21 protein-coding genes are annotated in these 25594 nt (G+C 33.9%); 1 reads left to right on the top strand and 20 read right to left on the bottom strand.

Annotated elements, in window-relative coordinates; genetic code table 11:
* From K412_RS0108615 to K412_RS0108550, 14 genes are all read right to left on the bottom strand, one after another.
* Window positions 1-927: a C40 family peptidase gene (locus K412_RS0108615; RefSeq protein ID WP_024832726.1), complete on the bottom strand. Its 927-nt coding sequence runs from the start codon at window positions 925-927 to the stop codon at window positions 1-3.
* A 50-nt stretch (window positions 928-977) separates the two neighbouring features.
* A complete protein-coding gene (locus tag K412_RS0108610) occupies window positions 978-2972 on the bottom strand; it encodes an ATP-binding protein (RefSeq protein WP_024832725.1) in 1995 nt (664 codons plus the stop codon).
* A gap of 21 nt (window positions 2973-2993) precedes the next feature.
* A complete protein-coding gene (locus K412_RS0108605) occupies window positions 2994-4133 on the bottom strand; it encodes a metallophosphoesterase family protein (protein ID WP_024832724.1) in 1140 nt (379 codons plus the stop codon).
* A 104-nt stretch (window positions 4134-4237) separates the two neighbouring features.
* Window positions 4238-6163 (bottom strand): GAF domain-containing protein, encoded by a 1926-nt coding sequence (locus K412_RS0108600; protein ID WP_024832723.1) that lies wholly within the window; start codon window positions 6161-6163, stop codon window positions 4238-4240.
* Window positions 6164-6209: 46 nt separating this feature from the next.
* Window positions 6210-7787, bottom strand: coding sequence for a DUF342 domain-containing protein (locus K412_RS0108595; RefSeq protein ID WP_024832722.1), 1578 nt, complete (start codon window positions 7785-7787; stop codon window positions 6210-6212).
* 73 nt (window positions 7788-7860) lie between these two features.
* Window positions 7861-8688, bottom strand: a complete 828-nt coding sequence (locus tag K412_RS0108590; RefSeq protein WP_024832721.1) for a hypothetical protein — start codon at window positions 8686-8688, stop codon at window positions 7861-7863.
* A gap of 31 nt (window positions 8689-8719) precedes the next feature.
* Complete coding sequence (locus K412_RS0108585; RefSeq protein ID WP_024832720.1) at window positions 8720-9214, bottom strand: GNAT family N-acetyltransferase; 495 nt, start codon at window positions 9212-9214, stop codon at window positions 8720-8722.
* A 23-nt stretch (window positions 9215-9237) separates the two neighbouring features.
* Window positions 9238-9969 (bottom strand): PspA/IM30 family protein, encoded by a 732-nt coding sequence (locus K412_RS0108580; protein ID WP_024832719.1) that lies wholly within the window; start codon window positions 9967-9969, stop codon window positions 9238-9240.
* 137 nt (window positions 9970-10106) lie between these two features.
* Window positions 10107-11717, bottom strand: a complete 1611-nt coding sequence (locus K412_RS0108575; protein WP_024832718.1) for an ATP-binding protein — start codon at window positions 11715-11717, stop codon at window positions 10107-10109.
* A gap of 89 nt (window positions 11718-11806) precedes the next feature.
* Complete coding sequence (locus tag K412_RS0108570) at window positions 11807-12493, bottom strand: GntR family transcriptional regulator (protein WP_024832717.1); 687 nt, start codon at window positions 12491-12493, stop codon at window positions 11807-11809.
* 17 nt (window positions 12494-12510) lie between these two features.
* The gene (gene ispE / locus K412_RS0108565) at window positions 12511-13362 is read right to left on the bottom strand and encodes a 4-(cytidine 5'-diphospho)-2-C-methyl-D-erythritol kinase (RefSeq protein WP_024832716.1); all 852 of its coding nucleotides are present in this window, start codon (window positions 13360-13362) and stop codon (window positions 12511-12513) included.
* A 191-nt stretch (window positions 13363-13553) separates the two neighbouring features.
* On the bottom strand, window positions 13554-15122 hold the full coding sequence (locus tag K412_RS0108560) for a DUF3794 and LysM peptidoglycan-binding domain-containing protein (RefSeq protein ID WP_024832715.1): 1569 nt from the start codon (window positions 15120-15122) through the stop codon (window positions 13554-13556).
* A gap of 287 nt (window positions 15123-15409) precedes the next feature.
* Window positions 15410-15676 carry a Veg family protein gene (locus tag K412_RS0108555; RefSeq protein WP_014311724.1) on the bottom strand — a complete coding sequence of 89 codons (267 nt, stop codon included), beginning with the start codon at window positions 15674-15676 and terminating at the stop codon, window positions 15410-15412.
* 118 nt (window positions 15677-15794) lie between these two features.
* Window positions 15795-16040 (bottom strand): sporulation peptidase YabG, encoded by a 246-nt coding sequence (locus tag K412_RS0108550; protein WP_024832714.1) that lies wholly within the window; start codon window positions 16038-16040, stop codon window positions 15795-15797.
* A gap of 245 nt (window positions 16041-16285) precedes the next feature.
* Here K412_RS0108550 and K412_RS0108545 point away from each other — a divergent pair, with 245 nt between their 5' ends.
* Entirely contained in the window at window positions 16286-17956 is a 1671-nt protein-coding gene (locus K412_RS0108545) for a formate--tetrahydrofolate ligase (RefSeq protein WP_024832713.1), read from the top strand.
* 161 nt (window positions 17957-18117) lie between these two features.
* Here the strand turns inward: K412_RS0108545 and K412_RS0108540 are convergent, their stop codons facing one another.
* The 6 genes from K412_RS0108540 to K412_RS0108510 form a co-directional block, all read right to left on the bottom strand.
* Window positions 18118-19101, bottom strand: a complete 984-nt coding sequence (locus K412_RS0108540; protein ID WP_024832712.1) for a CotS family spore coat protein — start codon at window positions 19099-19101, stop codon at window positions 18118-18120.
* Window positions 19102-19248: 147 nt separating this feature from the next.
* Entirely contained in the window at window positions 19249-20457 is a 1209-nt protein-coding gene (locus K412_RS0108530; protein ID WP_024832710.1) for a glycosyltransferase family 39 protein, read from the bottom strand.
* 121 nt (window positions 20458-20578) lie between these two features.
* Window positions 20579-24130, bottom strand: a complete 3552-nt coding sequence (gene nifJ, locus K412_RS0108525) for a pyruvate:ferredoxin (flavodoxin) oxidoreductase (protein ID WP_024832709.1) — start codon at window positions 24128-24130, stop codon at window positions 20579-20581.
* A 268-nt stretch (window positions 24131-24398) separates the two neighbouring features.
* The gene (locus tag K412_RS0108520; RefSeq protein WP_024832708.1) at window positions 24399-24590 is read right to left on the bottom strand and encodes a pro-sigmaK processing inhibitor BofA family protein; all 192 of its coding nucleotides are present in this window, start codon (window positions 24588-24590) and stop codon (window positions 24399-24401) included.
* Window positions 24591-24717: 127 nt separating this feature from the next.
* Window positions 24718-24972, bottom strand: a complete 255-nt coding sequence (locus tag K412_RS0108515) for a DUF2508 family protein (protein ID WP_024832707.1) — start codon at window positions 24970-24972, stop codon at window positions 24718-24720.
* An 82-nt stretch (window positions 24973-25054) separates the two neighbouring features.
* Window positions 25055-25588, bottom strand: a complete 534-nt coding sequence (locus tag K412_RS0108510) for a hypothetical protein (protein WP_024832706.1) — start codon at window positions 25586-25588, stop codon at window positions 25055-25057.
* Window positions 25589-25594 lie beyond the last annotated feature (6 nt).

Genomic DNA, 25594 nt, shown 5'->3' with positions numbered 1-25594 from the left:
TTAAAAAATTCTTCTAATGCTAACTATTCGATTTTTGTAGTAACTGTCCTCCAAGGACTCGGTTACTACACCCCTGGAAGGGCTTGAATGAATAAATTCGTTATTTCCTGTATAAATACCTACATCAGAGACGTCCTTTTTAACATTATCAGTACTGAACATGAGAAGGTCTCCAGGTTTCATTTCCTCTAATGCAACACTTATACCAGTCTTTGCTATCTCTTTAACATCACGGGGTATATCTACTCCGTTAATTCTACTACTTACATAACAGAGTCCAGGGGAATCAATTCCCCATCTGCTGACACCACCAATAATATATATGGTCCCTTCAAATTTTTTGACAGTTTGAATAAACCCTTCTGCAGAAGTTTTAGGTATACTATTCTGTGTTGAAGGTACTGCTATTACTCCACCATCCTCAACCCAACCTTTTTTATTTTCTGGCAAGAGAACATCATATCCCGTTTTTGTTTTACCAATAGAATAAAGTTCCGTTCCAAGAACTACCTGCTTATATTTTATGTCATTTCCTGTCCCTGTATAAACATAGACAGTTTTTGCTGTTACTACTATTTTGTTATTAATTCTCCCGTCTGTAACACAACTGGTATCCCTGCTGATGTACTTACTCTTGACCCACCCTGTCGTTCCATCCAACATCATAATTTTAGTCCATGAACCTTCCTGAGATACAACCTTTACTATTTGATTAAAAAGGGCTTGGGTAAGCCTTTTACTCAAAATGTCATTATGGGTGAATACATCAACGACGGCATCATTAATAACAGCAGCATTATCTTCAGTTATACCGCTTAAATACTGTTCATTTTTTGTAACAGGGATTTCCCTACTTCCACATCCGGATAATATTAATATAAGCGTTGTTGTAATAGCAAATATATAAATAAGTAAATTTTTTCTCATACTTACCTCTTAATCAATTCTTATAAAAATACTATATTTTTTTATTGGCTCTATGTCAATGAGCAGATTTTACAAGGGAATTCACTGCTAATAAGTTCTACTTCCCTCTTTTTACAGGTAAATATGATTACCTGCTGCTTTTTGCTTATATTCACAATATATTTTAGAGCATTAAATGTCCTTTCATCATCATACTGTGCAAAGGGTTCATCCATTATAAATGGCATGCACTCGTGATTTTTAAGTACTGTCTCTGAAATAGCAACCCTTAGTGCCAGATATATCTGATCAATAGTCCCATCACTTAACATTGAAACAGGAACCAATGTCTTTGTCTCTGGGTTATCAAGCATAATTTTAAGATTGTCTCCTGTTCTTACATCGTTATATTTTTGAGATGTAAGACCGGAAAAAGTATTATTTAATACTTTATTCATTACAGGTACATATTTTTTTCTAACCTGCACAGCTGCGGCCTCTAATGTATTTATAGCAATATTCAGAGCCTCTCTTTTACAGTCCAGACTTTTCTTTTGGTGACTCAACCGGTTGATTTCGTTTTCAATGTCAAAAATGCTGTCTGTACCGGTATTTTTAATAGTTTGAGCAACTGTATTATATTCAGTCTCCAACCTTTGAATATCCAGCAAAACATTTTTATTAAAATCAACAGCCATTGCCAGCAAACCGTTATAATAACCCCTTGCAATAAGCTCCATAAATTCTTTTTCATAGGGAGAGAGATTATCTTCCATCTCTTGCTTATTCTTCATAATCTCAATATATATACTTGATATCTCTCTTTCAAGAAGTTCAGAGGATTCCCCTCCATTATTAGCTTTTAGAGCTTCGATTCTATTTAAAAGTTTATGATATTGGCTCTTATTTTGAGCTATTCTTTCGTCAAATTGTGCTATCTGACCATTTAATTCATCTTCTCTGCTCTTTTGCAGCATTTTCCCTTTCCTTTTTATATTCCTCATTCTTAAAGCAAAAAGAATAAGAGCTGATAAAAAAGGTATCAAAGTAAATAAAGGGCTGAATATGTTAAAAATAAATGATGCTATTCCTACTGCCAGCACAGCAGTGGCACATATCATCAAAGCTATATCTATCCCTGTTAACTTTTTGTCTTCGTTTGAATGATTATTATTTAGATGAAATATTGCCGCTTTTTTGTCCTCTTCAAGCTTAGTTATGTTTTCATGGGCTTGACGGATGGATTCCTCAAGAAAGAGTAATTCTTCCTTTTTTTCATTTAATAAATTTAATTTCTCCTTAAGTTTACAATAATCTATTATCCTGTTTAGCAGTCTGCTCTTTAACTTTAATTTGTCTATTTTAAAAGATATATCCTTCTGTTTTTCTTTTAAATCCTCAAGTCTCTTTTTATCATTTAGCAGGTTAACCTTTTTCTCCTGTAATTCAGTTAAACGTTGGTTTATAATATCCAGAGGCCTTGTATAACTTCTATCTGTTCCAACCTGACGCTTTAATGCCTCCTTAAGAGCATTTTGCGCTTTTACGTACGATATGTCCTCAAATCCACTCTGCTGTATATTTGAGATTCTGTCTACAAGGTCTTTTGACGTTGCAGTATCAATTCTGGTCCCCATTTGCTTAATAAACACAGTTCTTTCAAAAAGATTCTCATTAAGTCCTACCAGTTTCTCGCCAATACTATTTATATCTCTTATATCAATAAAATTATCTGAAATATCATTAAAAGAAGAATCATATAAATTTACTTTATTAGCAAGAAAGTCTCTATCGATGCGATATAATTCACCATTATCCAGCTTAATATTCATATACCCACCGTACTGGTTACTGCTCCATGGCTTATATCTCTTGCTTTCAGGCAACATACCATTTTTTCCAGCTCTTCCACCCTTTACTCCATACAGCATAGCTTTTATATACGCCATAAGAGTGGATTTACCGCTCTCATTATGCCCATAAATAACATTTAAAGCATCCGAAAAGTCACAACTAAAATTATGAAGTTTACCAAATCCCCTTACATGGAGTCTATCAATTTTCATATCCTAATAAATATCCCCCTGTTAGTCTACCCTGTTGTTTTCCATAGCCTGCAACCCCAACTGTATAGCCATGTACAAAATCTCTTTTCTCTCTGGTGAGTCTTCATTCTCCTGCATATCCATAAGCATCCTGACAAACTCACCTTTTATGCCAGGGTCCTCAAGATACTCTTCATAGTCGAACTGAATAGAAGTTTCAATCTTTATCCTTATATAAAAACATTTATTTTTTATAAACTCCATCAGACATTTTATATCAGGTGTGAAATTCTTAGGAATAAATCCCTTTAGTGTAAGGCTATATAAATCCTTATTAAAAAAATCTATATTATCGTCTATAGATAATTTTTGAATAATCTCCTCATTACTTTTACATCCAGTAACATCTAGTTCTATATTGTGGTACTTTCTGCCGTTAAGCGGCACAAAATTTGCCTCAACAAATTTTGTGTTTTTATCTGTAACCACAATATTCCCTTGAACAAAACCATGTACTCCTTCTTCGTCAAAGCCCATTGGCTCCGGACTTCCGGGATTTATAACCGTACATTTTTCGTTCTGATACCTTATATAATTGTGCATATGTCCAAGGGCAACATAATCCATACCCAAATCGAAAATTTCTTTAGAACCTATGGCATTATAGTTGCTCTCTTCAAAAGGCATATTAACGGTACCATGAAAAACTAGTATGTTAAATGTATTTTCTGAAACACTTTTTTCCTTAAGACTTGAATAATCGTCTACTACTCTGCCAACTGCTCCCATATTAAAAATACAGGTATTGAACTTTTCCAAGAACAATACCCGATTTGAATCCGTAAGAATATGTACATTATCACTCCAACTTAGTGTATTGTAATAGGAGTTTTCTTTCAACGGGTCATGATTACCGGGGATAATTACAACCTCTGTTTCATAAAGCTCTGAAAAAAGATTTCTTGCCCCTATTAGAGTAGAACCGCGTACACAACTTTCCTCAAAAAAATCACCACTAATTATTAGCAAATTTATATTTTGAATTCTAGCCCTATCAATTATGTTTTTAAGACAGTTTTCCAATTCCTGTCTCCTGATATCCGCTTTTTCCTTATCTCCAAGTGATGAAAAAGGCGCATCAAGATGTATATCCGCAGTATGTATAAATGACACCTGTTTCACACAAAACCTCCAAATATCATTAGCATTATATTTTTTGCTTTCTCCTCAGCTTGTTTTGCTGCAAATCTGAAAACGTGGTTCTGAAATTTTAAGTAATTCTTACCTTATCTGAAAAGGTCAAAAAAGTTTGCAAAATTCTTAAAATCTTTACCCAGAACCATTTTTCTTATCTTTAAATCAGTAACTCCTGTACATTTTATTATTCTGTCTTCAATATTTTCATCGTCATTCTCTATAATAAACACATTATTATATGAAAAAGGATATACTTTTTTGAAATTATCCTTTATGCTATCAATAATACTAGTACCCTTAAAAATAAAATCTCTTTTATCCTCAACCTGAATAACAGATAAGTTGATATTGTAATCCATGGCAGCTTTTACTTCATGTTTTAATTCATTCTTAAAAAGCTCAACATAATTTGGAAGCATAAACCTTTGCTGCATCTGAATAACCAATAGATTCTTTAACACCGGAGCTATATGCCCCGCTATTGTTTCCAAAGTTATAAGATTTTCTTCATTATCAAGTTGCAAACCGTCATATTTAAATATTACAATAGCTCCTAGCAGCTCAACTTCTAGAGTATCAACATATATAGGTACAATAAGTATTCCCTGAGACTCTCCTACCTTCTCAGCTGCTTCATATCCCATATATTCGGTTACTTTATCCTGACCGATTTCATAAATGTAATCACCCTCAAAAACACGTCTCCACTTGTCGTTTGGAATTATGCATTTGTCCAAGTTACCGTCTAAACCAATTGATTCAGATACACTAAACTCATTTGATTCCTTATCATACAGACAAAGCAGTCCCTTTTGCATATTAAAAGAAATTTCAAGTGTCTTAGCTGTAACCTCCATAAGGGTTTCTATTCGTAAAGAACTGCTAATGTTCTTTGTTAATTTATTCAAAGAAACTAGCTTATCCAGCTTTCTTTGGATAATTTGTTTCTGCTCGTTTACCTGTTTAAACAAATCAGCATTGCTTAATGCAATATACATAGATGATGCAAGACTTTCTATGAGTTCAAATATACCACTGCTGTATTTGTCCCCTGTTACAGTATCACTTAATGTTACAAAACCTAAAATTTGACTTTCTTTTATAATTATAACAATATACTTAGCATTAAATGCTTTTACCTGCTCTTCTGAATCTTCAAACAGATTGAAGAAATAATCTCTATCTTTGGGGTTTTCCAAATCTATAATAACTTTGTTGGAGTCAATTTTATAATTTTTATTTAGTTCAATACTTACAAAAATATCTTTGATTTTGTAAAATACATCCTTAAATCCCTTTAAAATATATCTGTGGCTTCTTTCATCAAATAAAATAAAGCCTGTAACTGTACTCCTTGTTAATTCCGAGAATAATTCAACAGCTAAGTCATACAATGCATCGATTCTTAATTCGCTTAGGAGCACTTTGGATGATTGATTTATTGCAAAAAGGTTGAATATCTTTTCGTCAAGTACTTTATTTACTTTAGCCAGACTCTCATACCTGCTATAATTTTCAAGAGCATTATTTATAAGACGCATCAGAGATTCTAATATTATATAGTCATCATCTGAAAAATCTTTGCCGTTAATCATTATAAAACCATAAAGCTTTCCTTCTATAATTAATGGAACTACGGCATTTATATCCATGTTAGTAATCATTTCTGAGTCAAAAAACCTGACTATTTTCTCTTTTTCATAAAGGATATTTCCATAAAAAGTGGCGAGGTTCTCAAAATTACTTGTGTTTTCTATTTCTTTTACATAATCCTTAAATCCCTTAACCCTCTTTGCAGTATATATGCTTTCTTCAAGAACATATACTATAGCATTGTTTATAAGTAATAGTTCATTTATAAAATCGAAAGCTGCGTCTATTATCTGTTCAAACACAAGTTTTTGTGAAAAGTACTCTATTGCTTGCATTAGTCCGTTATATCTATATAGTTTTGCTGATAATATTTCATCTTTTTTCTCATCTTCAAGCCTTTGTAGTATTGACTGGTATTTCATATAACTTTCCCTCCCCAACAATTAACTTTGCTGCATTGATTACTATTTATAGTTCTTTTATTGTTCCTTCACTATAGAAAAAGCTTGTTCTAAGTACAGGTTTTTGAATTTCCTTTTGGATTCCTTTAATTTCAAAAAAGGTGTTTGGAAATGCCTTCTTAAGAATTGTAATTTCTCCTTCTCCTTTGGCTTTCAGATACCCTACAATATTCTTTTTAGCTTCCTCCTTTACCTGTAGTTCCATTCTTATATTATTGTAAATCTCATTAAGCTTCTCAAACTCATTTTTTCTTGACTTTCCTGCATCAGATAAGTTAAAAATAGATATTTGCTGCTTATACTGGTTCATTTTGGCTCTAAGCTGTTCTATTTCCTGCATGAGATTATCAAGTGAATCTTTAAGTGCAATCCTATCAAATCCTTTTACACATATGTTGGTTCTTTTCTCACTTGGAGTACCGTATGTAGATGCCAACACCTTTATATTCGCAGTTATATTTCCTCCGATAATCTGGCCTTTTAATGATTCCAATATTACCTCCTTAGCAATAATATTGCTATTCAAACAGTAAAAGCCTACGTGTACACTTCCATCGCAAATTATGTCTGCATCAGCAACAAACTTAATATACAGATTTTTTTTGCATTTTATAACAGTCTTACCCTTACCTGCTATACCTCCTCTTATATAAATACTTCCTTCACTGCTGTTTATTTCTTTACAACTACCAACACCATATTCACCAAGTATTTCTATATCCTTTGTGGTAGTAACTGTATAGTTATCTTCAATAGTCCCCTTAACGGTTAAATAACCATCAAAATCTACATTCCCAGTTTTAACTCCTACATTTTCACCTATTTCTAAGTGATTAGATACACCTATACTGTCTCCTGCGAAATAAACAGCCCCCTTCCTCATAGCATACAGAGTTGTTTTACCATTTTCTTCTACAGCTCTTACTGTTTTGCGGTCAAAAAAAATCGGATAATCTTTTCCGGGCATAGGTTTTATAGGACTGCCAAATACTGTTTTTCCTTCTTTTCCGGGAGTTGCATGAATTTTTTCACCCAGCCACTCCCCTTCTGCTACCATATTTATTAGGTTTAAGTCATAGTGATCTGCAGTACCGTCTTCTTTAATTTCGGGTTTAGCTTCTTTTATCTGGTATAACTTATTTTGAGAATCAGTTCCATTTTGTGGAAGTTCTCCTTCAGCTATAAGTACCGTTTTACCGGCAGTCAAATTTAAGAGCACGTCCTTTTTTATCCCATAGACAACTCCTCTACGGTTTAATGCAAGAACTACCTCTTTGATTATTTCAGTCCCTAAAACTTCTTGTTGTCCCACATTAACGGTTACATAAGCCCTCAATTCGTCTCCAGATACTTCTACACTTATTCTCTCTTTTGCAATGGCAAATTTTTTGGGGTCTTGCGGTGCCAATACAAGTGCATTTTTAATTACTGCAAAGTCTGTTACTTTGATTTCAGGATGCGAATTTAGAATTTTTTGAAATTCGTCAATACTTAATCCTTTTTTTAAAGATTCTATGTAATATCCATCATCCCGTTGCGTTATAATAATGTACGGAGAAGAAAAGATAGTGATATTTGCTGACATTTGAAATCCCCCTTGGTTTCATATAAAACGCTACAAATGCCGGTTGTCCAAATTATCCCACTTCCAGTCTGTATTACAATCTTATCTGATTTCTTCTTCTTTCTTGTAACACGCTGTCCAGCGCAGTTGCTTCGTTCACAGCTGTCTCTAATTTTTCAACCATTTCTTCAGATTCTATACTTGATATTATCTGATGTTTGAACATATTCAACATGCTCTCTATATAATCAAGTCTTGCATGTATCCTTTCTAATTCGTTCCTCTCCTCCTTGACTCTTTCAATGGCCTTTTCATCCATTTCAATGATGTTCTTAATATCGTCAAGCATTCTGTCATCTTTCATAAAACTTATTTTTCTTCTGTTAGCGTTTATTTTATTCATTAAATCACTAATATTAATCTCAGATATTTCCTTACTTCTAATTGAATAGTTTGTCATAAGCTTTATATAAGAAATAACAAGCTTTAAACTCTGTTCTACAATCTTTTCCTTAAGATAACTATATTCTTCTCCGCGTTTTTGCGAATTATAAATATCGTTCTTGTCTTGCATTATCTTTCTTAATTTTTGTTTTTGAATCGGGTTACATAAGTTTCTTGCCTGTACGGAAAGCCTATTGCACTGCCGATTCAGATCATTGATTTCCTTTTTCTTTTCCTTCCTTTTAACTTCTTCCCTATAATTGTTGCTGAACATGCTTTGTATAACCATAGCAAGGTATACTACAACACCCGCTCCGTAAGCCCCTGTTAAAACTAAAGAGTTACTTACTGACTTCAATGTAATCATATCTTGAACCTGGCTACTATTACTTAATAAATTGACTAAAGCCGTCCATATAATCAAAGTTGAAAAATTTCTGAATCTTAAAAGTGCACTTACAAATAAATTAGAATTCATAATTCCCTCTTCTTACATACAAAATTCAATCCTATAGAAAAAGCTGATAAAAAAGACAATCCAGGTATCTTCCAAATTTGTACCCGACCTCTTTCATTTCACCACAAAGTTTAAACCCTTTTTTCTCATGCATTTGAATACTTATCTTATTATCTGTGGTAATACATGAAATAATAACATGGTATCCCGCTTCTCTCCCAAGTTCTATTACGTTATCCATAAGCTTTTTGCCTATACCCATTTTTTGATAATCAGGATGAACATACACAGATAGCTCGCAAGTATTTTTATAACCTTCTTTTGCCCTGAATGTAGATAGACATGCATAACCTGCAATCTTATCATCTTTTACATAGACAATTAAAGGAAAACGACTACCCTTATAATGGGAAAACCATACAGCTCTTTGCTCTATGGTTTGCGGGTTTATATCAAATGAGGCAGTTGTATTTATAACCGCCCAATTGTAAATATCCGTTATTTGGGGTAAATCTGTTTCCATTGCTTCTCTAATATGTGTATCCATTTTGTAATATCCTTATTCATCAATTAATTAGATATCTTATTATCTGTTTTCTCTTTTACTTCAAATCCACCGTTATCTCCTCCAAGAAGTGCCTCTGCTCTCGCTCTCGCCCTGTCTCTTGCGGAATTCATATCCAATTTCTTAAGTTTCATTTCAATATTATCCTGGTTAAGTGATTCCACAGCATTAGCTCTCGCAGTCTTTTTATTAACTATTTCACGTGCTCTGTCTAAGCTGTCATTAACACTTCCAACCCTGCTATTCTTTGAAGTATACTGTGCATTAACAGAGTTAATATTTTCGCGCAAATTAGCCATTTTTGCCTGTGATTTAAGAGTTTTCAGCTCATTAAGTTTTGCATTCATCTCAGACTCAAAAATCTTGTAGTCCTCGCGTATCTTTTGAACCTGCTCCATGGCATTATCATAAGTTGCTTTATGAGTCTCATATACAGTCTGATATTCTTCTTCCTGAACCAGAAGCTCAACTAGAAGCTCCTTGTCTCCAATTCTCTGTGCAGACTCAACTCTTGCTTTTATGGCGTTAAGGTTTTTTTCGGCTGTTTTCATCTCTATTTTAATCATTTCAGCACTTGTTTGAATTTCAATAATTTGCTGTTCAGCCTCGCGCCTTGCCTTATCTATCTGATTCTTTATATCTTCGAACAATGCTTCAGGGTTTCTTTCTTCAAGATTTCCAACAAATAAGCCGAAAAATCCTCTAAACATTTGTCCCAGTCTACTAAATAAACCCATTATTCTATTCCTCCTTAAAAGTATATAAACACTATTTTTTACAATGTTATTAATAAAATTTACGAACTATAATAAGATACTTTAAATTTATAATAAAAATACAGTAATGTAAATAATTATTTCTAAAATATCATATATTAATCATCCAATGATTTATCAAATCTAGACCAATATTTTTCCGGCAGTAAATCAATATCATCACACTCATCAATAGCAAGCTCAGTCATAAATTCAATCTCCTGAGTACTTGGTCTGCACTTTTTGAGAGCCTCTCTCAAAATCTCATCTGTTATTACAGGATGCTCCTCTGTCTTGTTGCAAGCTAGCTCATATGCTTTCCTAACGACTGTATCTATTTCGGCTCCAGTATAGCTTTCAGATAGCTCAGAATATGGATTAAAGTTCTGAATATCGGTACTAAACCCGTATTTCTTAATTATTATCCTGAAAATCTCAGCACGTTCCTCTTTTTCCGGAAGCAATACAGGTATCTTTTTATCAAACCTTCCAGCTCTTTTTAAAGCAGCATCAAGAAGGTCCGGCCTGTTGGTTGCAGCGATAAAAATAATTCTACCCCTATTATTTGTATTACTAGTGAATTGTAAAAATTCGCTAAAAATATTTCTACTTACTCCGCTATCACCAGACTCCCCTCTTCTAAAAGCAGTATCGATTTCATCTACAAATACTATAACAGGCTCCTGGGATTTAGCCCCTAGCAGACACTTTTTAAAATTCTTTTCACTCTCTCCAACATATTGTCCCAAAATCCTTGACATATCAATTTTCACACAATTAAACCCACTTGATTTTGCCAATGCTTCCACCAATAATGTTTTTCCGGTTCCAGACGGTCCGCATAGTAGAATTCCCATTGGGACTCTTCTGGTGTCACCTCTCCTAATTGGCTCTATAATGTTTTTTGTAAGATAGCTTTTAGCAGCTTCCATTCCTCCGATGTCCTCAAAAGATATCTCTGGGTATATAAAGTCAAGAACATCTCCGTATTCTTTTTTTAAAACCTCATGTTTTTTTTCTTTTATAAAATCAAAACTGATAGGTACGCCTTCTGCCTCAGCCTTTAGTTTTATATCTTTTATGCTTTTCCTGTTTAGACCTGATGAAAGTTTTGCAAATTCGTCAATAGATATTTCAGATGTAGTAGATTTGTCATTAAGTAAGTATTCAATATAGCTTTTTCTTTCCTCTTCTCCGGGAAGTTCTACTAGAATTGGTTCTATCCTGTATGAAGATTTTAAAAATTCACGACTTATATCAGCAAGGTTGTCCGCTAGCATAAATATAGTGCTTCCAACTGATGAAATTTTGGAATTTACTGACCATTCCGACATCCATATAAGAGCCATTCTTTCTTCTAAAGTCATACTTCCAATATCACCAGAAGGAACTATTTTCTCGGCATGGTCTATAAACAGAGCCATCTTTGTACTCTTTAGTGCAATATCTATAAATGGAAAAATTTTAGATGGCAATGAAAAAAATAATTTTGTTGCCTCATTGTTGGTTATTTTGTTAAATTCTCTTTCCATTTCAGGGGTCAAAAAAGTAAGACCCCTGGATATATCATAAAAAGCAACAATTCCAAAATTCCTCTGCTTAATAAACTCATCATCTATATATCTGAAAAAATTTCTCGTATTGTCCATGGTATCCTTTACATTAAAGTAAAACAGAAACTCATGGGATATGCCTGATTTGTATTTTGATAAAAATTCATTAAACCACATGTTTTTTTCCTCTTTGTAAATTAATCAACCCTACTCTTTATTATATTCAAAAAATACTAAAATGTCTGGTAACCTCATTAACTAATAATTTAACTATTACCTTTTGTCATTTTTAAAGAAGAAAGAATTGTGGACTCCTGATTTATTATGTGAGTTTTTGCAATGTTTCTGGCATTTTCCACCGACCTGGAACTCACAGCCTCATATATGTCATTATGTTCTTTTATAAGGTTTTTAGAATTATTATACTCTTTAAGGTATATGACCCTGAACCTTTGAACCTGCTCTCTCAAATTGTTTATTATTGAAATTAGCTTATCGTTTCGTGATGCTTTGTAAATAATGTCATGAAACTCCACATCTTTTTTAATGGAACCGTTAAGGTTTTCTTTTTCAATGTAAGAAGCAAATTGTCCGTTTATATGCTTTAATTCCCTTAATTCATCATCGGTAATTCTCTCTGCAGCTAACGAAGTAGCCAAACCATCTAGTGAGGCTCTTACCTCAAGAACATCCATTATATCCTTTATAGAAAGCTCTGCAACATGTGCACCCTTTCTTGGAATCATATCCACTAGCCCTTCAAGTTCAAGCTTTCTTATGGCTTCTCTAACAGGTGTTCTACTGACACCCATTTTTTCTGCCAGTTGCACCTCCATAAGTCTCTCTCCTGGGCGCAATTCACCTATTATAATAGCCTCTCTCAATGAATTAAAAATAACTTCTCTTAATGGTTTATAATCATTCAAATTAATTTTTGATAATTTGCCTGCCATTATTTATGATCCTCCCACTAATCATTCGTAATATATGTCAAAATACAGTCATTTCTATTTTTGTTTATTTTACTGTAAGCCTTTTTGGCTATAGTATCATTTTTAAACAATCCAAAAACAGTAGGACCGCTTCCGCTCATAATACTGCCTATTGCCCCCTTGGACATCAAATCCTTCTTTATTCTGTCTATCAAAGGATATCTCTCCACAGTAACACTCTCAAGAACGTTACACAAGTTTTTGCCTATAAAATTGATATCTTTATTCTTAAGAGCTTCTATAAGCAATTCCGTTTTAGGCCTTTCGGTAATTTTATCTATTTGAAGACTTTTGAATACAGATGCCGTGGAAACTCCAAACCTCGGTTTTATAAGGATAACAGGTATAGCTGCCATTTTCGGCAAAGGTGTGATTATCTCTCCTATTCCTTCAGCCAGAGCAGTTCCTCCAACTATACAATACGGAACATCTGCACCTATTGTCTTTCCTATATCCATAAGTCCTTGTTTATCCAATCCTAGTCCAAACAGCTCATTCATTCCCTTTAAAACTGCTGCGGCATTTGCACTTCCTCCTGCAAGCCCGGCAGCCACTGGAATCTTTTTATCTATTTTTATTCGGACCCCTGCAGTTAGTCCAAATTTTTCAATCACCTTTTCGGCGGCTTTATAGGCAATATTTGAATTGTTATTCGGTACATACGGTGCTTCACATTCTATCTCAATACCCGATTTTATTTCCTGAATAGTTATGGTATCATGCAATTGTAGGTTCTGCATAATCATTTTAAGGTTATGATAACCGTCATCCCTTTTATCAAGTACATCCAGAGATAAATTTATCTTTGCATGTGCATTTAATGTAATCATTATACATATCCTTTGCTTTTTATTTAAGTACATTATATACAAAATACATCTTTATATCAATAAATTCAATCACAACAAGCCTTCGGGAAATTTTGTGTGTAAAATTATTAAAAATAAATACATTTTTAAGACATTAAAAAGGTTCTTGAGAAAATCTCAAAAACCTTTTTTTATATCTATGTTTATATTATTTATATTGCTCTTTTTAAAATAAGCAGTTGCTGTCCCGGCATTAAATTATCTTTTTCATTTAAGTTATTAACCTTTAAAAGATTATCCACAGTGGTAGAATATTTCTTTGCAATTTTCCACAAACTATCACCGGGTTGCACAATATATATTATTACACTGGGCATAGAAAGAATTTTTTTCTCATCAATAACTCCTTCTGTTGCCTTGTTTATAACAGGGATAAACTTAGTTGTTTCAACTCTAGCATTAACACCTATTGCACAGCGAACTTCTATTTGGTCTGTTGAAAGCATACTATAATTACAATGCTCCAGCTCAATACTCGTATCTACCTTCATATCACTTCTTAACCCCTTAATCTCAACAACGTGTTTAAAAGGAATTTCCTTACTGTGGCAGAATACAGGCTGTTCCTCATCATTAGAAAGGTAAATCACATTGTTTAACACCGAGCCCTCTAAAGTTAATTTTCCATCCTCTATTTGTGTATCAGATACATTACATCTGCTTAGTACATTAAATATTTCACGAACTTCCGGATTAAAATCCTCAAAATTTAATGTGTCCTTGACTATAAGCTGACTTCTGTTATCTGAAACAGTTTCATCTATAGAAAACTGTTGCTTTTCTAAAATAATTCTTGTTTTGGGACTGTAAGCATCTGTAAGTACCTCAAATGAATTTTTGCACAGGCCAGTTACATATATATTTATTGTCGCTTCAGCCTTAAGATTTCTATTTTCTCCGTCGCTATCCTCAGAGGGTTCAACTTTGTAATCAATCAAATCGAAATCTACATTTACGTCAGTATCCTCGCTGACACCTTCCAGCTCAATAAACTGCGTAAATGACAGCTGATTCTCCATATACTGCATACTTCTGGTTTCGTCATCTGCTATATACAAGGTAGAAATATTAATGTCTCCTTTTACTACTACATTGCCGTCTGATATTTTAAAATCTTTGCCTGATATATTTAAATCATTTCTAAGAATTTCAGCTATAGTAGGCTTTGTAGAAGGAAGTTCCAAATCCTCCTTTATGATAAAGTTTACTTTATTACTGCCCAGATATGTATTTATATCTATATCATCTTTCAATACCTGAACATCATCTATACCTGTTATTCCTGAAGCTATCTCCCTTTCGGTTTCATCAAATACTTTACAATTTACTGATATAATAGCTTTTATATTTACTTTTCTTTCATTAAGGAGGGTGTAATCAATATGCTCAATTCTACCCTTTGCTCTGCTTTTAACACCGCTTCTTGCTCCAGGTATATCTGTCGTATAGGAAAATGGAATATTTGTTGTAATACTTTTTACACTTCTCTTTTCATCTGCTGAAATATACAGAATTTTAACGAGCAGGCAGCCTGAAACCACAGCTCTGTCAGTACCTGTATCACACCCTGTTATGAAGATATCCCCATCCAAAAGAAGTATTTTGGCAATATCTGGTTTAACATCAGGAACAATTATATCATTTTCAATAACATTATCTATTGTATCCTCGCCTAATAAATTATTTACTTTAAATGCCTTTTTTATCAACTCCAGAGACATTTTTTCAACCTCCCCTTATCCTTAAATATTGCATATCACACTCTAAAATATGAAAAGAATCAACTATGTACTATGTAATATATATTTTCCATGTAATGGTATTATTCCTCAAAAATACTTTTTATTGTATCTTATTCGTCTACATTAACCTACAAAACAAAAGGGAACTGCTGCCCAGTGAATAATTTTATTCATTGCGCAGCAGTTCCCTTTTGTTTTTATATTATTAAGTTTCTCAGAAAGCTTATAACATAAATCCTAAAGATTAATAGGAATCTTAAACAAGATTAACATACCTGAATTTTTTTATTGTCTTTACATACAACTAATTCAACAGCTTTTGTCAATATATCTGTATAGCTATATGAAACTCTTCTGGTATTATCATACTCGTTTTCAAACTTAACTACAAAAATACTTGGATAAGTATTTTCCAAAACGCCTTCACGTATGAAAGATTTTTTACGTCCCTTATTCGCCCTGAGCTGTACCTTTTCACCAATACAGCCTTCGATATCTCTTTTTATCTGAAAAAGCTCTCCTTTGTCTATCATGGTATCACCTCATCATCAGTTTAATTTATTATAGCATAAATCCGTACGCTTGTCAAAAATAATATATTATACAAGCGTATTGCCCTTATGTCAAGCATTTTTTGTGTATGAGCCTGCTCTACGGGGTGCTTTGAAAATCATTATCAGTTTCTTTCTCCTCAAGTTCTTCATTTTTTTGTTCATCATTGTTATCTTCTAAAATATCAAGATCATCCTCTTGTGCATCAGCAATTAACCGAACATCTACACCTTTAAGAATAATTATTTTTTTACCCTCACAATCTTTTATGTCGTCTACCCTGAAAAGAACATCTTTCTCATAAGATTTTCTGTAAACCAAACTTCCTATTTCAATCTCCTTCATAATTATTCTTTCCCTTCAAGTTATAGTATGCCAAATATATAAATAATTATTAAATCCATAATAAATTTAGTAATTCGGCCAATATACTTTAAATAGTCCTCATATTCTATATTATGATTTTTGAGTCTCGATTTGTGAACTATTGTATCAAGTCTATTTAAGTTATATAATATTTTCGTATTTAAGTTATTTGTTCTAATCCTGTTATATATATGGGAATAATGTATTTGGAAGGGGAAATTATATTGCAAACGGATATACAAATTGCTCAGGGATGTAAAATGCAGCATATTGCAGATATAGCAAAAAGCCTTGGTATTGATACCGAAGATCTTGAGTTCTATGGTAAATATAAAGCCAAGTTATCAGATAAGCTGTGGGATAAGGTAAAAGATAAAAAAGACGGTAAACTTGTCCTTGTTACTGCTATAAACCCAACTCCTGCAGGTGAAGGAAAGACTACTACTACAGTAGGCCTTGGGCAGGCTATGGCGAAGATAGGTAAAAATGCGGTTATAGCTTTAAGAGAACCTTCTTTAGGCCCTGTAATGGGTATTAAGGGAGGTGCTGCCGGAGGAGGCTATGCACAGGTTGTCCCTATGGAAGACATTAATCTTCACTTTACTGGGGATATGCATGCAATTACTGCTGCAAATAATCTTCTTTCCGCCGCAATAGACAACCACCTTCAGCAGGGAAATACTCTTGGTATAGATCCCCGACAAATTGTCTGGAAACGCTGTATGGATATGAATGATAGAGCACTTAGAAATGTAATTGTGGGACTTGGCGGAAGGATTAACGGAGTTCCCAGAGAAGATGGATTTAACATCACTGTTGCTTCGGAAATAATGGCAATACTCTGTCTTGCTCTTGATATTACAGACTTAAAAAACAGACTGGGACGTATTATCATTGGCTACACATACGAAGGAAAGCCAGTTACGGCTCATGACCTGAAGGTTGACGGTGCAATGACCCTTTTATTAAAAGATGCTATAAAACCTAATCTGGTTCAGACCCTTGAAGGAACTCCTGCATTAATGCATGGTGGCCCTTTTGCAAATATTGCTCATGGTTGTAATAGTATTTCAGCTACAAAACTTGCACTGAAATTGGCTGACTATGTTATTACCGAGGCCGGCTTTGGCGCAGACCTTGGTGCAGAAAAATTCTTTGATATTAAGTGCAGATTTGCAGGCTTTAAACCTGACGCGGTAGTTCTTGTTGCCACAATAAGAGCACTTAAATATAACGGTGGTATAAAAAAAGAAGATCTTAAAGAAGAAAATGTGGAAGCATTGTCTAAAGGCTTTGTAAATGCAGAAAAGCATATCGAAAATCTGAAACAGTTTGGTGTACCCGTTATGGTTGCTATTAATCATTTTGATACAGATACCGAGGCTGAAATCAAGCTGGTTCAAGAAAGATGCAGTTCTCTGGGTGTTGAGGTTGCATTTTCTGATGTATTTTTAAAAGGTGGAGAAGGCGGAATAGAGTTGGCAGAAAAGCTTGTTGCTCTCACTGATTCTACGGTTTCAAATTTTGCACCTATTTATGATGAAAAACTCCCAATAAAAGAAAAGGTACAGCAGATAGTCTCAAAGATTTACGGTGGCAGAAACGTTATTTATAATGCTGCTGCAGAAAAATCCATCGCTAAGATAGAAGAAATGGGTCTGGACAAACTTCCAATCTGTATGGCAAAAACTCAATATTCATTATCTGATAATCCTCAACTTCTTGGTAGGCCTAAGGACTTCGATGTTACAGTAAAAGAAGTTCGAATTTCCGCAGGAGCAGGATTTATAGTGGTACTTACCGGAGATATAATGACTATGCCGGGTTTACCAAAAGTACCTGCAGCGGAGAGAATTGATATTGATGAAAAAGGTGTTATCACAGGACTATTCTAAGCAAATATTAATATAAACATTCTAGACCGGCCCTTAAGTGAGCCGGTCTAATTTTTTCAATTTTTTATTCAAAAATATGAACTTATTCTATATATCTAATCTCTTGTATTATGTGTTAACACAAAACTCAAAATGAAAGGAGATGCGAACCAGTGAATTTTTTACAGTGTACTAAATTTTTCTAAAAATATTTTGTGGCACTGTGTTTCATCAATAACCTCCTGTATTCTAAGCAAATAACTTTGCTCTGACCAGCTTTTCCTGCTGTTATAATACTTATTAATTACTCTCCAGAATTTTTGTGGGAACATAAGCATGATTTTCATGAGATTCATGTCACTATCACTTAATGTTTCATAACGGCTGTATTCATTTAGTATAATGGCTGCCTCTCTTATATCCCAGTTACACTTTCGCATTTTTCTTCTTAAAAGATTAACCAAGTCATAAACCTTTAAATCATAACAGCAGTATTCAAAATTAATTAAAAACATTTCGTCATCTTGTATGTATATATTATGATGATTAAAATCATGATGAGAAATTGTTTTATTTTTCTCTGTTTCTTCCACAAGTTCATAATAATCAGACGCAAGAAGCATATCCAACGCTTTTTCACCAATCTCATAAAAATAGTCAATATGCTTAACAACCAAGTTATCAAATTTCATTCTGCCCTTTTGTGCATTCTTTTTAAGCTTCTTAATCTCATCCAAACGTTTTCTATAGCTTCCTGGCATTCTACCCAGCTCACTTCTTCCATTGCTGTTTTCAGAGCACACAAACCCATAAGAAGCCTTGTGCATTTTAGCAAGCAATCCTGCACAGCCTGTTGTTTCCTCTCTGCTGTCAAGATTACATTCCCTTCCTTCTATATACTCGGTCATATAAACGGTCTGGTCGTTAAACTGGATACTATAGCTACCTTTAACAGTAGGAATACTTCTGTCAATATGTATAAAACCGTTATTAAACAAATGTTCTTTTACTTCTCCTATGAAATTAATTCTTTCTGGTCTAACTGATGATATTTTTACGAGTTTCCTACCGTTATCCGTATCAGCCAGAAACATATCTCTGAAGTTATTAATATTTTTAATTTTTAGGTTGTAATTTAATTGCAGTTCCTTCTCAAATTCATTCATAATGCCCTCCAAGAGCTGTTTTTTGCCTTTAGTGCAAACTTTAACAGCGTGTACACTTTTAATTTAATAACACTATCTTTACAGCATAAGATGACTATTAATCAAAATGTGATACTAAATTATATGAAAAATGAGGGACTTGTAGAATTAAAACTTACTTTTTAACTTTTTACCGCTTACAAATGCTTTTCCACAATAAATACAAATAATTCCCATAATTGGGTATGCGTATCGGTCAAAGGACATGTATATACAGTGTAAAAAATTAAAATATAATGCAATAAATATAATGAGACTACTTTTCATAAAAATACTGTCTTTAATCCCTTTAACAACTCCATAAATAGCAGTAATAACGATAAATATGTGGTAAATTACCGCCAGCCAATAACTGATACCAAGTACATCATTCCAATAAAAAGGAAATGCCCAAAAATAAAATGTCTTTCCTAGTGTATACCAGTATAAGTACTTAAAAAAATAATTTTTAAAGCCCTCCCGAATTCTTTTAAATGCTACTTTCCTTTCTATACTATCTGTCTCCAGAGCTGTTTTTCCAATCTCATAATTTGTTGTATTTTCAGGAGTTTGAATGTAGTTAACATATGTGCCCTGCAGAAGTGGATTACCGCTTGACGCCGTTAAAGGAATAAACATATTATATTCATTATAGTTTCTTGCCCACCAGGGAAGAGCAAACACTATAAATATTAGTGCCATTGTAATACCAAACTTAATACATTGAGAAAGTTTATAATATTTATTAATAAAAATATAAAACAGGTAGAAACACAAATAAAACAATAAAGTTGGTCTGCAAAAAACTCCAATTATCCAGAGTAAACTTATAATTACAGCCTTTGAATTGCTAAGATTATCAGCATATTTAAAAGAAAAATATATTAAAGCCAATAGAATAAAAGTAAACAGACACTCTGTAAGAATATATCCTGGTGTTACCAGATTAGGAGGATAAAAAGAAAATATTACTGCTGATATCAATCCTGCCTTTTTATTAAATAAATTTTTAGCTGTTAAGTACACAAAAAGAATACTGAGGGCAGAAAGCCCTATTTGAATTATTCTGACAGCCTGGAGTCCCCAAAAACCTATTCCTAATATCTTTAGTACCCCACTAAGAAAAATCGGGTATAAAGGCATTATAAAAACCGTAGGCTCATTAAAAGTTCTGTATGTAAGAACTCCTGTCTTTAAAAAGTAAACAGCGCTCATATAATAATTTATATCATCACTGTGAACTGACATTTTTTCCGGATATATAAAAATAAGTATAAGTTTAATTATTGTAGTTATCACAATCAAGGTTGTAACAGCTATTGCATATTTTCTTTTCATATAACTCTTTCACCCCATTGTAAAAGTGTTATCTTATTACACAATATTCATACAACCAAATATAAAAAGTAAAAACCCCACAGGACTTAAAATCCTGCAGGGTTTTAATTATTATAATATATTATTTATAAAGTTCTACCAACTTTAATAAATGTTCATAACGTTCCTTAGCAGCTTTCTCTGATTCTTGGAAGAGTTTTTCCGCACGTTCAGGGAATGCACGCTGTAAACGAGTATAACGTGTTTCGTTATTGAGGAACTCTTGATATGTTCCGTCACCTGGCTTAGATGTCAAAGTAAATGGATTCTTTCCTTCTGCTTTTAAAGCAGGGTTGAAGGAGAAGAGATTCCAGTAACCAGAAGCAACAGCCTTCTTCATTTCATCCTGACAATGGTTCATACCACCCTTAACTCCGTGGAGTTCACAAGGAGCATAGCAGATAATCAATGATGGTCCGTTATATGCTTCTGCTTCATTAATTACTTTAATTGTCTGATTTGGATTAGCACCAAGAGCAATCTGTGCTACATATACGTAACCATAGCTCATAGCTATTTCAGCAAGACTCTTCTTACCGATATCCTTACCAGCTGCAGCAAACTGACAAACTTCACCGATGTTTGATGCTTTTGACAACTGTCCGCCTGTATTTGAGTACATTTCAGTATCAAATACCATAATGTTTACATTTTCTCCAGATGCAATTACATGGTCAAGACCACCAAATCCGATGTCATATGCCCATCCGTCTCCACCAAAAATCCATATGGATTTCTTAGAGAGGTATTGTTTCTTTTCAAGTATTTCCTTGGAAAGTTCACATCCTGCAGCAGCAGCTTTTTCGAGTTCTGCTACCAATGCTTTAGTTGCAGGTGTGTTTTCTCTTGTCATATCCTTTGTCTCAATGAATTTAGCAATTGCAGCCTTCAATTCATCAGAAGCTTTATCTGATGCAGCAAGCTGTTCAACCATAGCTATTGCCTGATCACGAAGAACCTTTTGTCCAAGGTGCATACCGTAACCATGCTCAGCATTATCTTCAAACAATGAGTTTGCCCAAGCCGGACCCATTTTTGAATCCTTGTTTACTGTATATGGGCTAGTAGCAGCAGGACCTCCCCATATTGAAGAACATCCTGTAGCATTTGAAATATACATTTGCTCACCAAACAATTGAGTTACCAAACGAGCATATGATGTTTCAGCACATCCTGCACAACTTCCTGAGAATTCAAGAAGTGGCTGATTGAACTGTGAACCCTTAACAGTAGTATCAGCAGGCATTCCTGGTTTCTTTCCAACGTTTGCAACCAGATAATCGAATACTGGCTGTTCTGCAGCCTGTGATTCCTGAGGTACCATCTTGATAGCCTTTTCCTTAACAGGACATACAGTGATACATTCACCACAACCCATACAATCCAAAGGAGATACGCTCATAGTAAACTTATATTCACTTGCTTTTGGCTTAGTATCAGCTAATTTAATATTAGCAGGAGCTGCCTTTATTTCATCTTCACTTAGCATAAATGGACGAATAGTTGCATGTGAACATACAAATGCACAGCTGTTACACTGTAAGCATAAGCTTGCATCCCATTCAGGAACTAATACAGCAGTACCACGCTTTTCATATGCAGAGGCACCCTGTTCAAATTGTCCGTCAGCAATATCAGCAAATGCAGATACTGGAAGACTGTCACCATCCATTAATGCAATTGGGTTAAGCAGATTCTTAACCATACTTACTACTTCAGGACGACCTGTGAGTTCAGGCTCTGCAGGATCAGCTTCAGGATTTGACCATGAAGCAGGAACTTCAACTTTATGAAGTGCACTTACACCTGCATCAATAGCTTTGTAGTTCATTTCTACAATAGCGTCACCCTTCTTGCCGTAAGATTTCTTAGCAGCTTCTTTCATTAATTTAATAGCTTCATCAATTGGCATTACATTTGCCAACTTAAAGAATGCTGCTTGAAGGATAGTATTGGTACGTTTACCCATACCAATTTCCATTGCCTTATCTATAGCATTAATTGTATATAACTGAATATTGTTATCTGCAATATATTTCTTTGCAGCAGCGTTCAATTTAGTAGCTAATTCTTCATCAGACCACTGACAGTTAATCATAAAGATTCCGCCTGGCTTAACATCTTGAACCATCTTGAATCCCTTAACAACATATGATGGATTATGACATGCAACAAAGTCAGCCTGATTTATGTAATATGAACTCTTGATTGGTTTGTCACCAAATCTAAGGTGAGAAATAGTTACACCACCTGTTTTCTTTGAGTCATATTGGAAATATGCCTGAATATATTTATCAGTGTGGTCACCGATAATTTTAGTTGAATTCTTGTTAGCACCAACAGTTCCGTCTCCGCCGAGACCCCAGAACTTACATTCAACAGTACCTGCTGCTGCAGTTATAGGAGCTGGTTTGATTTCAGGTAAGCTTAAATGTGTAACATCATCCACAATACCTAATGTAAAGCGCGCCTTAGGAGAATCCTTTTTCAATTCAGTAAATACTGCAAATACTGAAGATGGAGGAGTATCCTTTGAACCTAAACCATAACGGCCATTGGTTACGATTATATCATTAAGTCCTGCTTCACGAAGAGTTGAGGCAACATCAAGATACAATGGTTCACCAAGTGCTCCAGGTTCTTTTGTACGGTCAAGAACAGCTATTTTCTTAACTGTCTTTGGAAGAACCTTTAGCAAGCTGCTGGACACCCAAGGACGATACAAACGAACCTTGATAAGACCAACTTTTTCGCCTGCAGCAGTTAAGTAATCTATAACTTCTTCAGCTACATCGCAGAATGAACCCATAGCCACTATAACACGATCAGCATCTGGTGCTCCGTAGTAGTTAAATAAATCATAGTTTGTACCGAGTTTAGCGTTTACCTTAGCCATGTATTTTTCAACAATAGCAGGTAATTTATCATATGTAGTGTTACATGCTTCACGATGCTGGAAGAATATATCTCCATTTTCATGTGAACCACGCATTGCTGGCTTTTCAGGATTCAATGCATGCTCACGGAAAGCTTTTATAGCATCCATGTTGCACATTTCTTTTAAGTCTTCATAATCCCATGTCTCAATTTTTTGAACTTCGTGAGATGTACGGAAACCATCAAAGAAGTTTATAAAAGGAACTCTACCCTCAATTGTTGCAAGATGTGCAACTGCACTTAAATCCATTACTTCCTGTGGATTTGATTCAGCTAACATTGCAAAACCTGTTTGACGACAAGCATATACGTCACTATGATCGCCAAAGATATTTAATGCATGTGTAGAAACTGTACGTGCAGAAACGTGGAATACACTAGGAAGTAATTCACCTGCGATTTTGTACATGTTAGGAATCATCAAAAGAAGACCTTGTGAAGCTGTGAATGTTGTTGTAAGAGCACCTGCAGCCAAAGAACCATGAACAGTTCCCGCAGCTCCTGCTTCAGACTGAAGTTCAACAACTTTAACCTGACTACCAAAAATATTTTTTCTACCAGCAGCAGACCATTGGTCAACAGAATCAGCCATTGGACTTGAAGGTGTGATTGGGTAAATAGCAGCAACATCAGTAAACGCATATGATACGTGTGCGGCAGCTGTATTGCCATCCATCGATTGTTTATGTCTTGACATTTTAACTTACCTCCTTAATAACTAAAACACTATTCAACGACATATTCTATCATTTTTTTGCCCATTTGTAAAGGTTGTACAGCCTTTGTTTTGTTCTTTGTATACAACATTTTTTATAAAAACCCTTGAAAATACACATAAAAAACATAAACTTTTTAGTTATGTTTTTTAACTATGGTTAAACATCTAACTTTACATAATGTACAAAATACAGCATAATGTGTTGTTAAAAATTGTTTATTATAGGAATATATTGTACTTTAGCGTTCTATACCATAAACTTTAAAAAAACAAGAAGTATTAAACCGGGAACTCCCAAAACTCCAACTATTAAAGCAGAGTATACATTTAATGCTATTCTAAAATTAAAATATGAACCAATAAAATTAATAATTATTAATAAAACAACAGCAAGAATTATATTTATCAAAAGTTTTTTAACAATTTTTCTTACATTCATAGTACGGCCCCTTTCTACAAAAGGTTTGTCCCTGCTATAAGAAATATATTAACTATAACATTTAAATATTCTTCAAAAATAAAAAAGGACTTTATTCACTATGGAATAAAATCCTTATCATGTATCTTTACAATTCATTAATTCCCATGGCTTTTGCCTTCTTTATGAGAAATTCAAACATTGTTTCATAGGCCTTTATCTGGTATGTATAGTAGTCAACCATTAATGAATCATTTACATAATCAAAATTCTTGTAGGCTTTTTGTAATTCACATTTTACCTTTTCTATTTCTTTTAGGAGAATAACCTTCTCTTTGGCCAATGCCTTCGCTTCTGATGTTTTTACAACATTGTTTAATGATTTATTAAGCGATATTTCCATAATTAAACTCCTTAAAACATTATAGTATTATAATGATTGACACATTATAATACTATTTATGCAAATTGGGAAATATTCGCTACTAGTATTTTTCAACCATTAGTGCACCATTATTTCTTAATATTTCTAAAATATCTTCAGAACGCTCTTCATCTGTCATCATACTAAGGAGAGTATTTCCATTTGAAATAAATTTCTCAAACTCCTTCTTTTTATTTCTAGGAATTTCAAAATCTATGAATCCGCCTATTACTCCTCCTGCAACTAAACCTATAAATAGACCACCTATTGGCCCCATAGCTGCAACAAATTCCAAGTTTTGAATAAACATACTTACCCCGCCAATAAGTATGCCTAACATGCCTCCAATAATGCCTCCAGTCACTATACCATCAGAAATTCTTACACTCAAACTACCAGGCCTTATAAAAGGATTACTATCTTTTTCGCTTATTTTGATACTTCCATCATATATGGGCTTATAACTGTTTATATTACTTCCTGTTTTAGTTATTATAGATATATTATCAGTCCTAAGTCCCTTTTCACGGATTTCATACGCAGCTTTTTCAGCGTTTCCATAATCCTCAAATATAGCTACCACTGTTTTAGCCATAAAACC

It is taken from the genome of Ruminiclostridium josui JCM 17888 (assembly GCF_000526495.1).
GTDB lineage: Bacteria > Bacillota > Clostridia > Acetivibrionales > DSM-1351 > Ruminiclostridium > Ruminiclostridium josui.
This window is presented reverse-complemented; position numbering and strand designations above follow the sequence as displayed.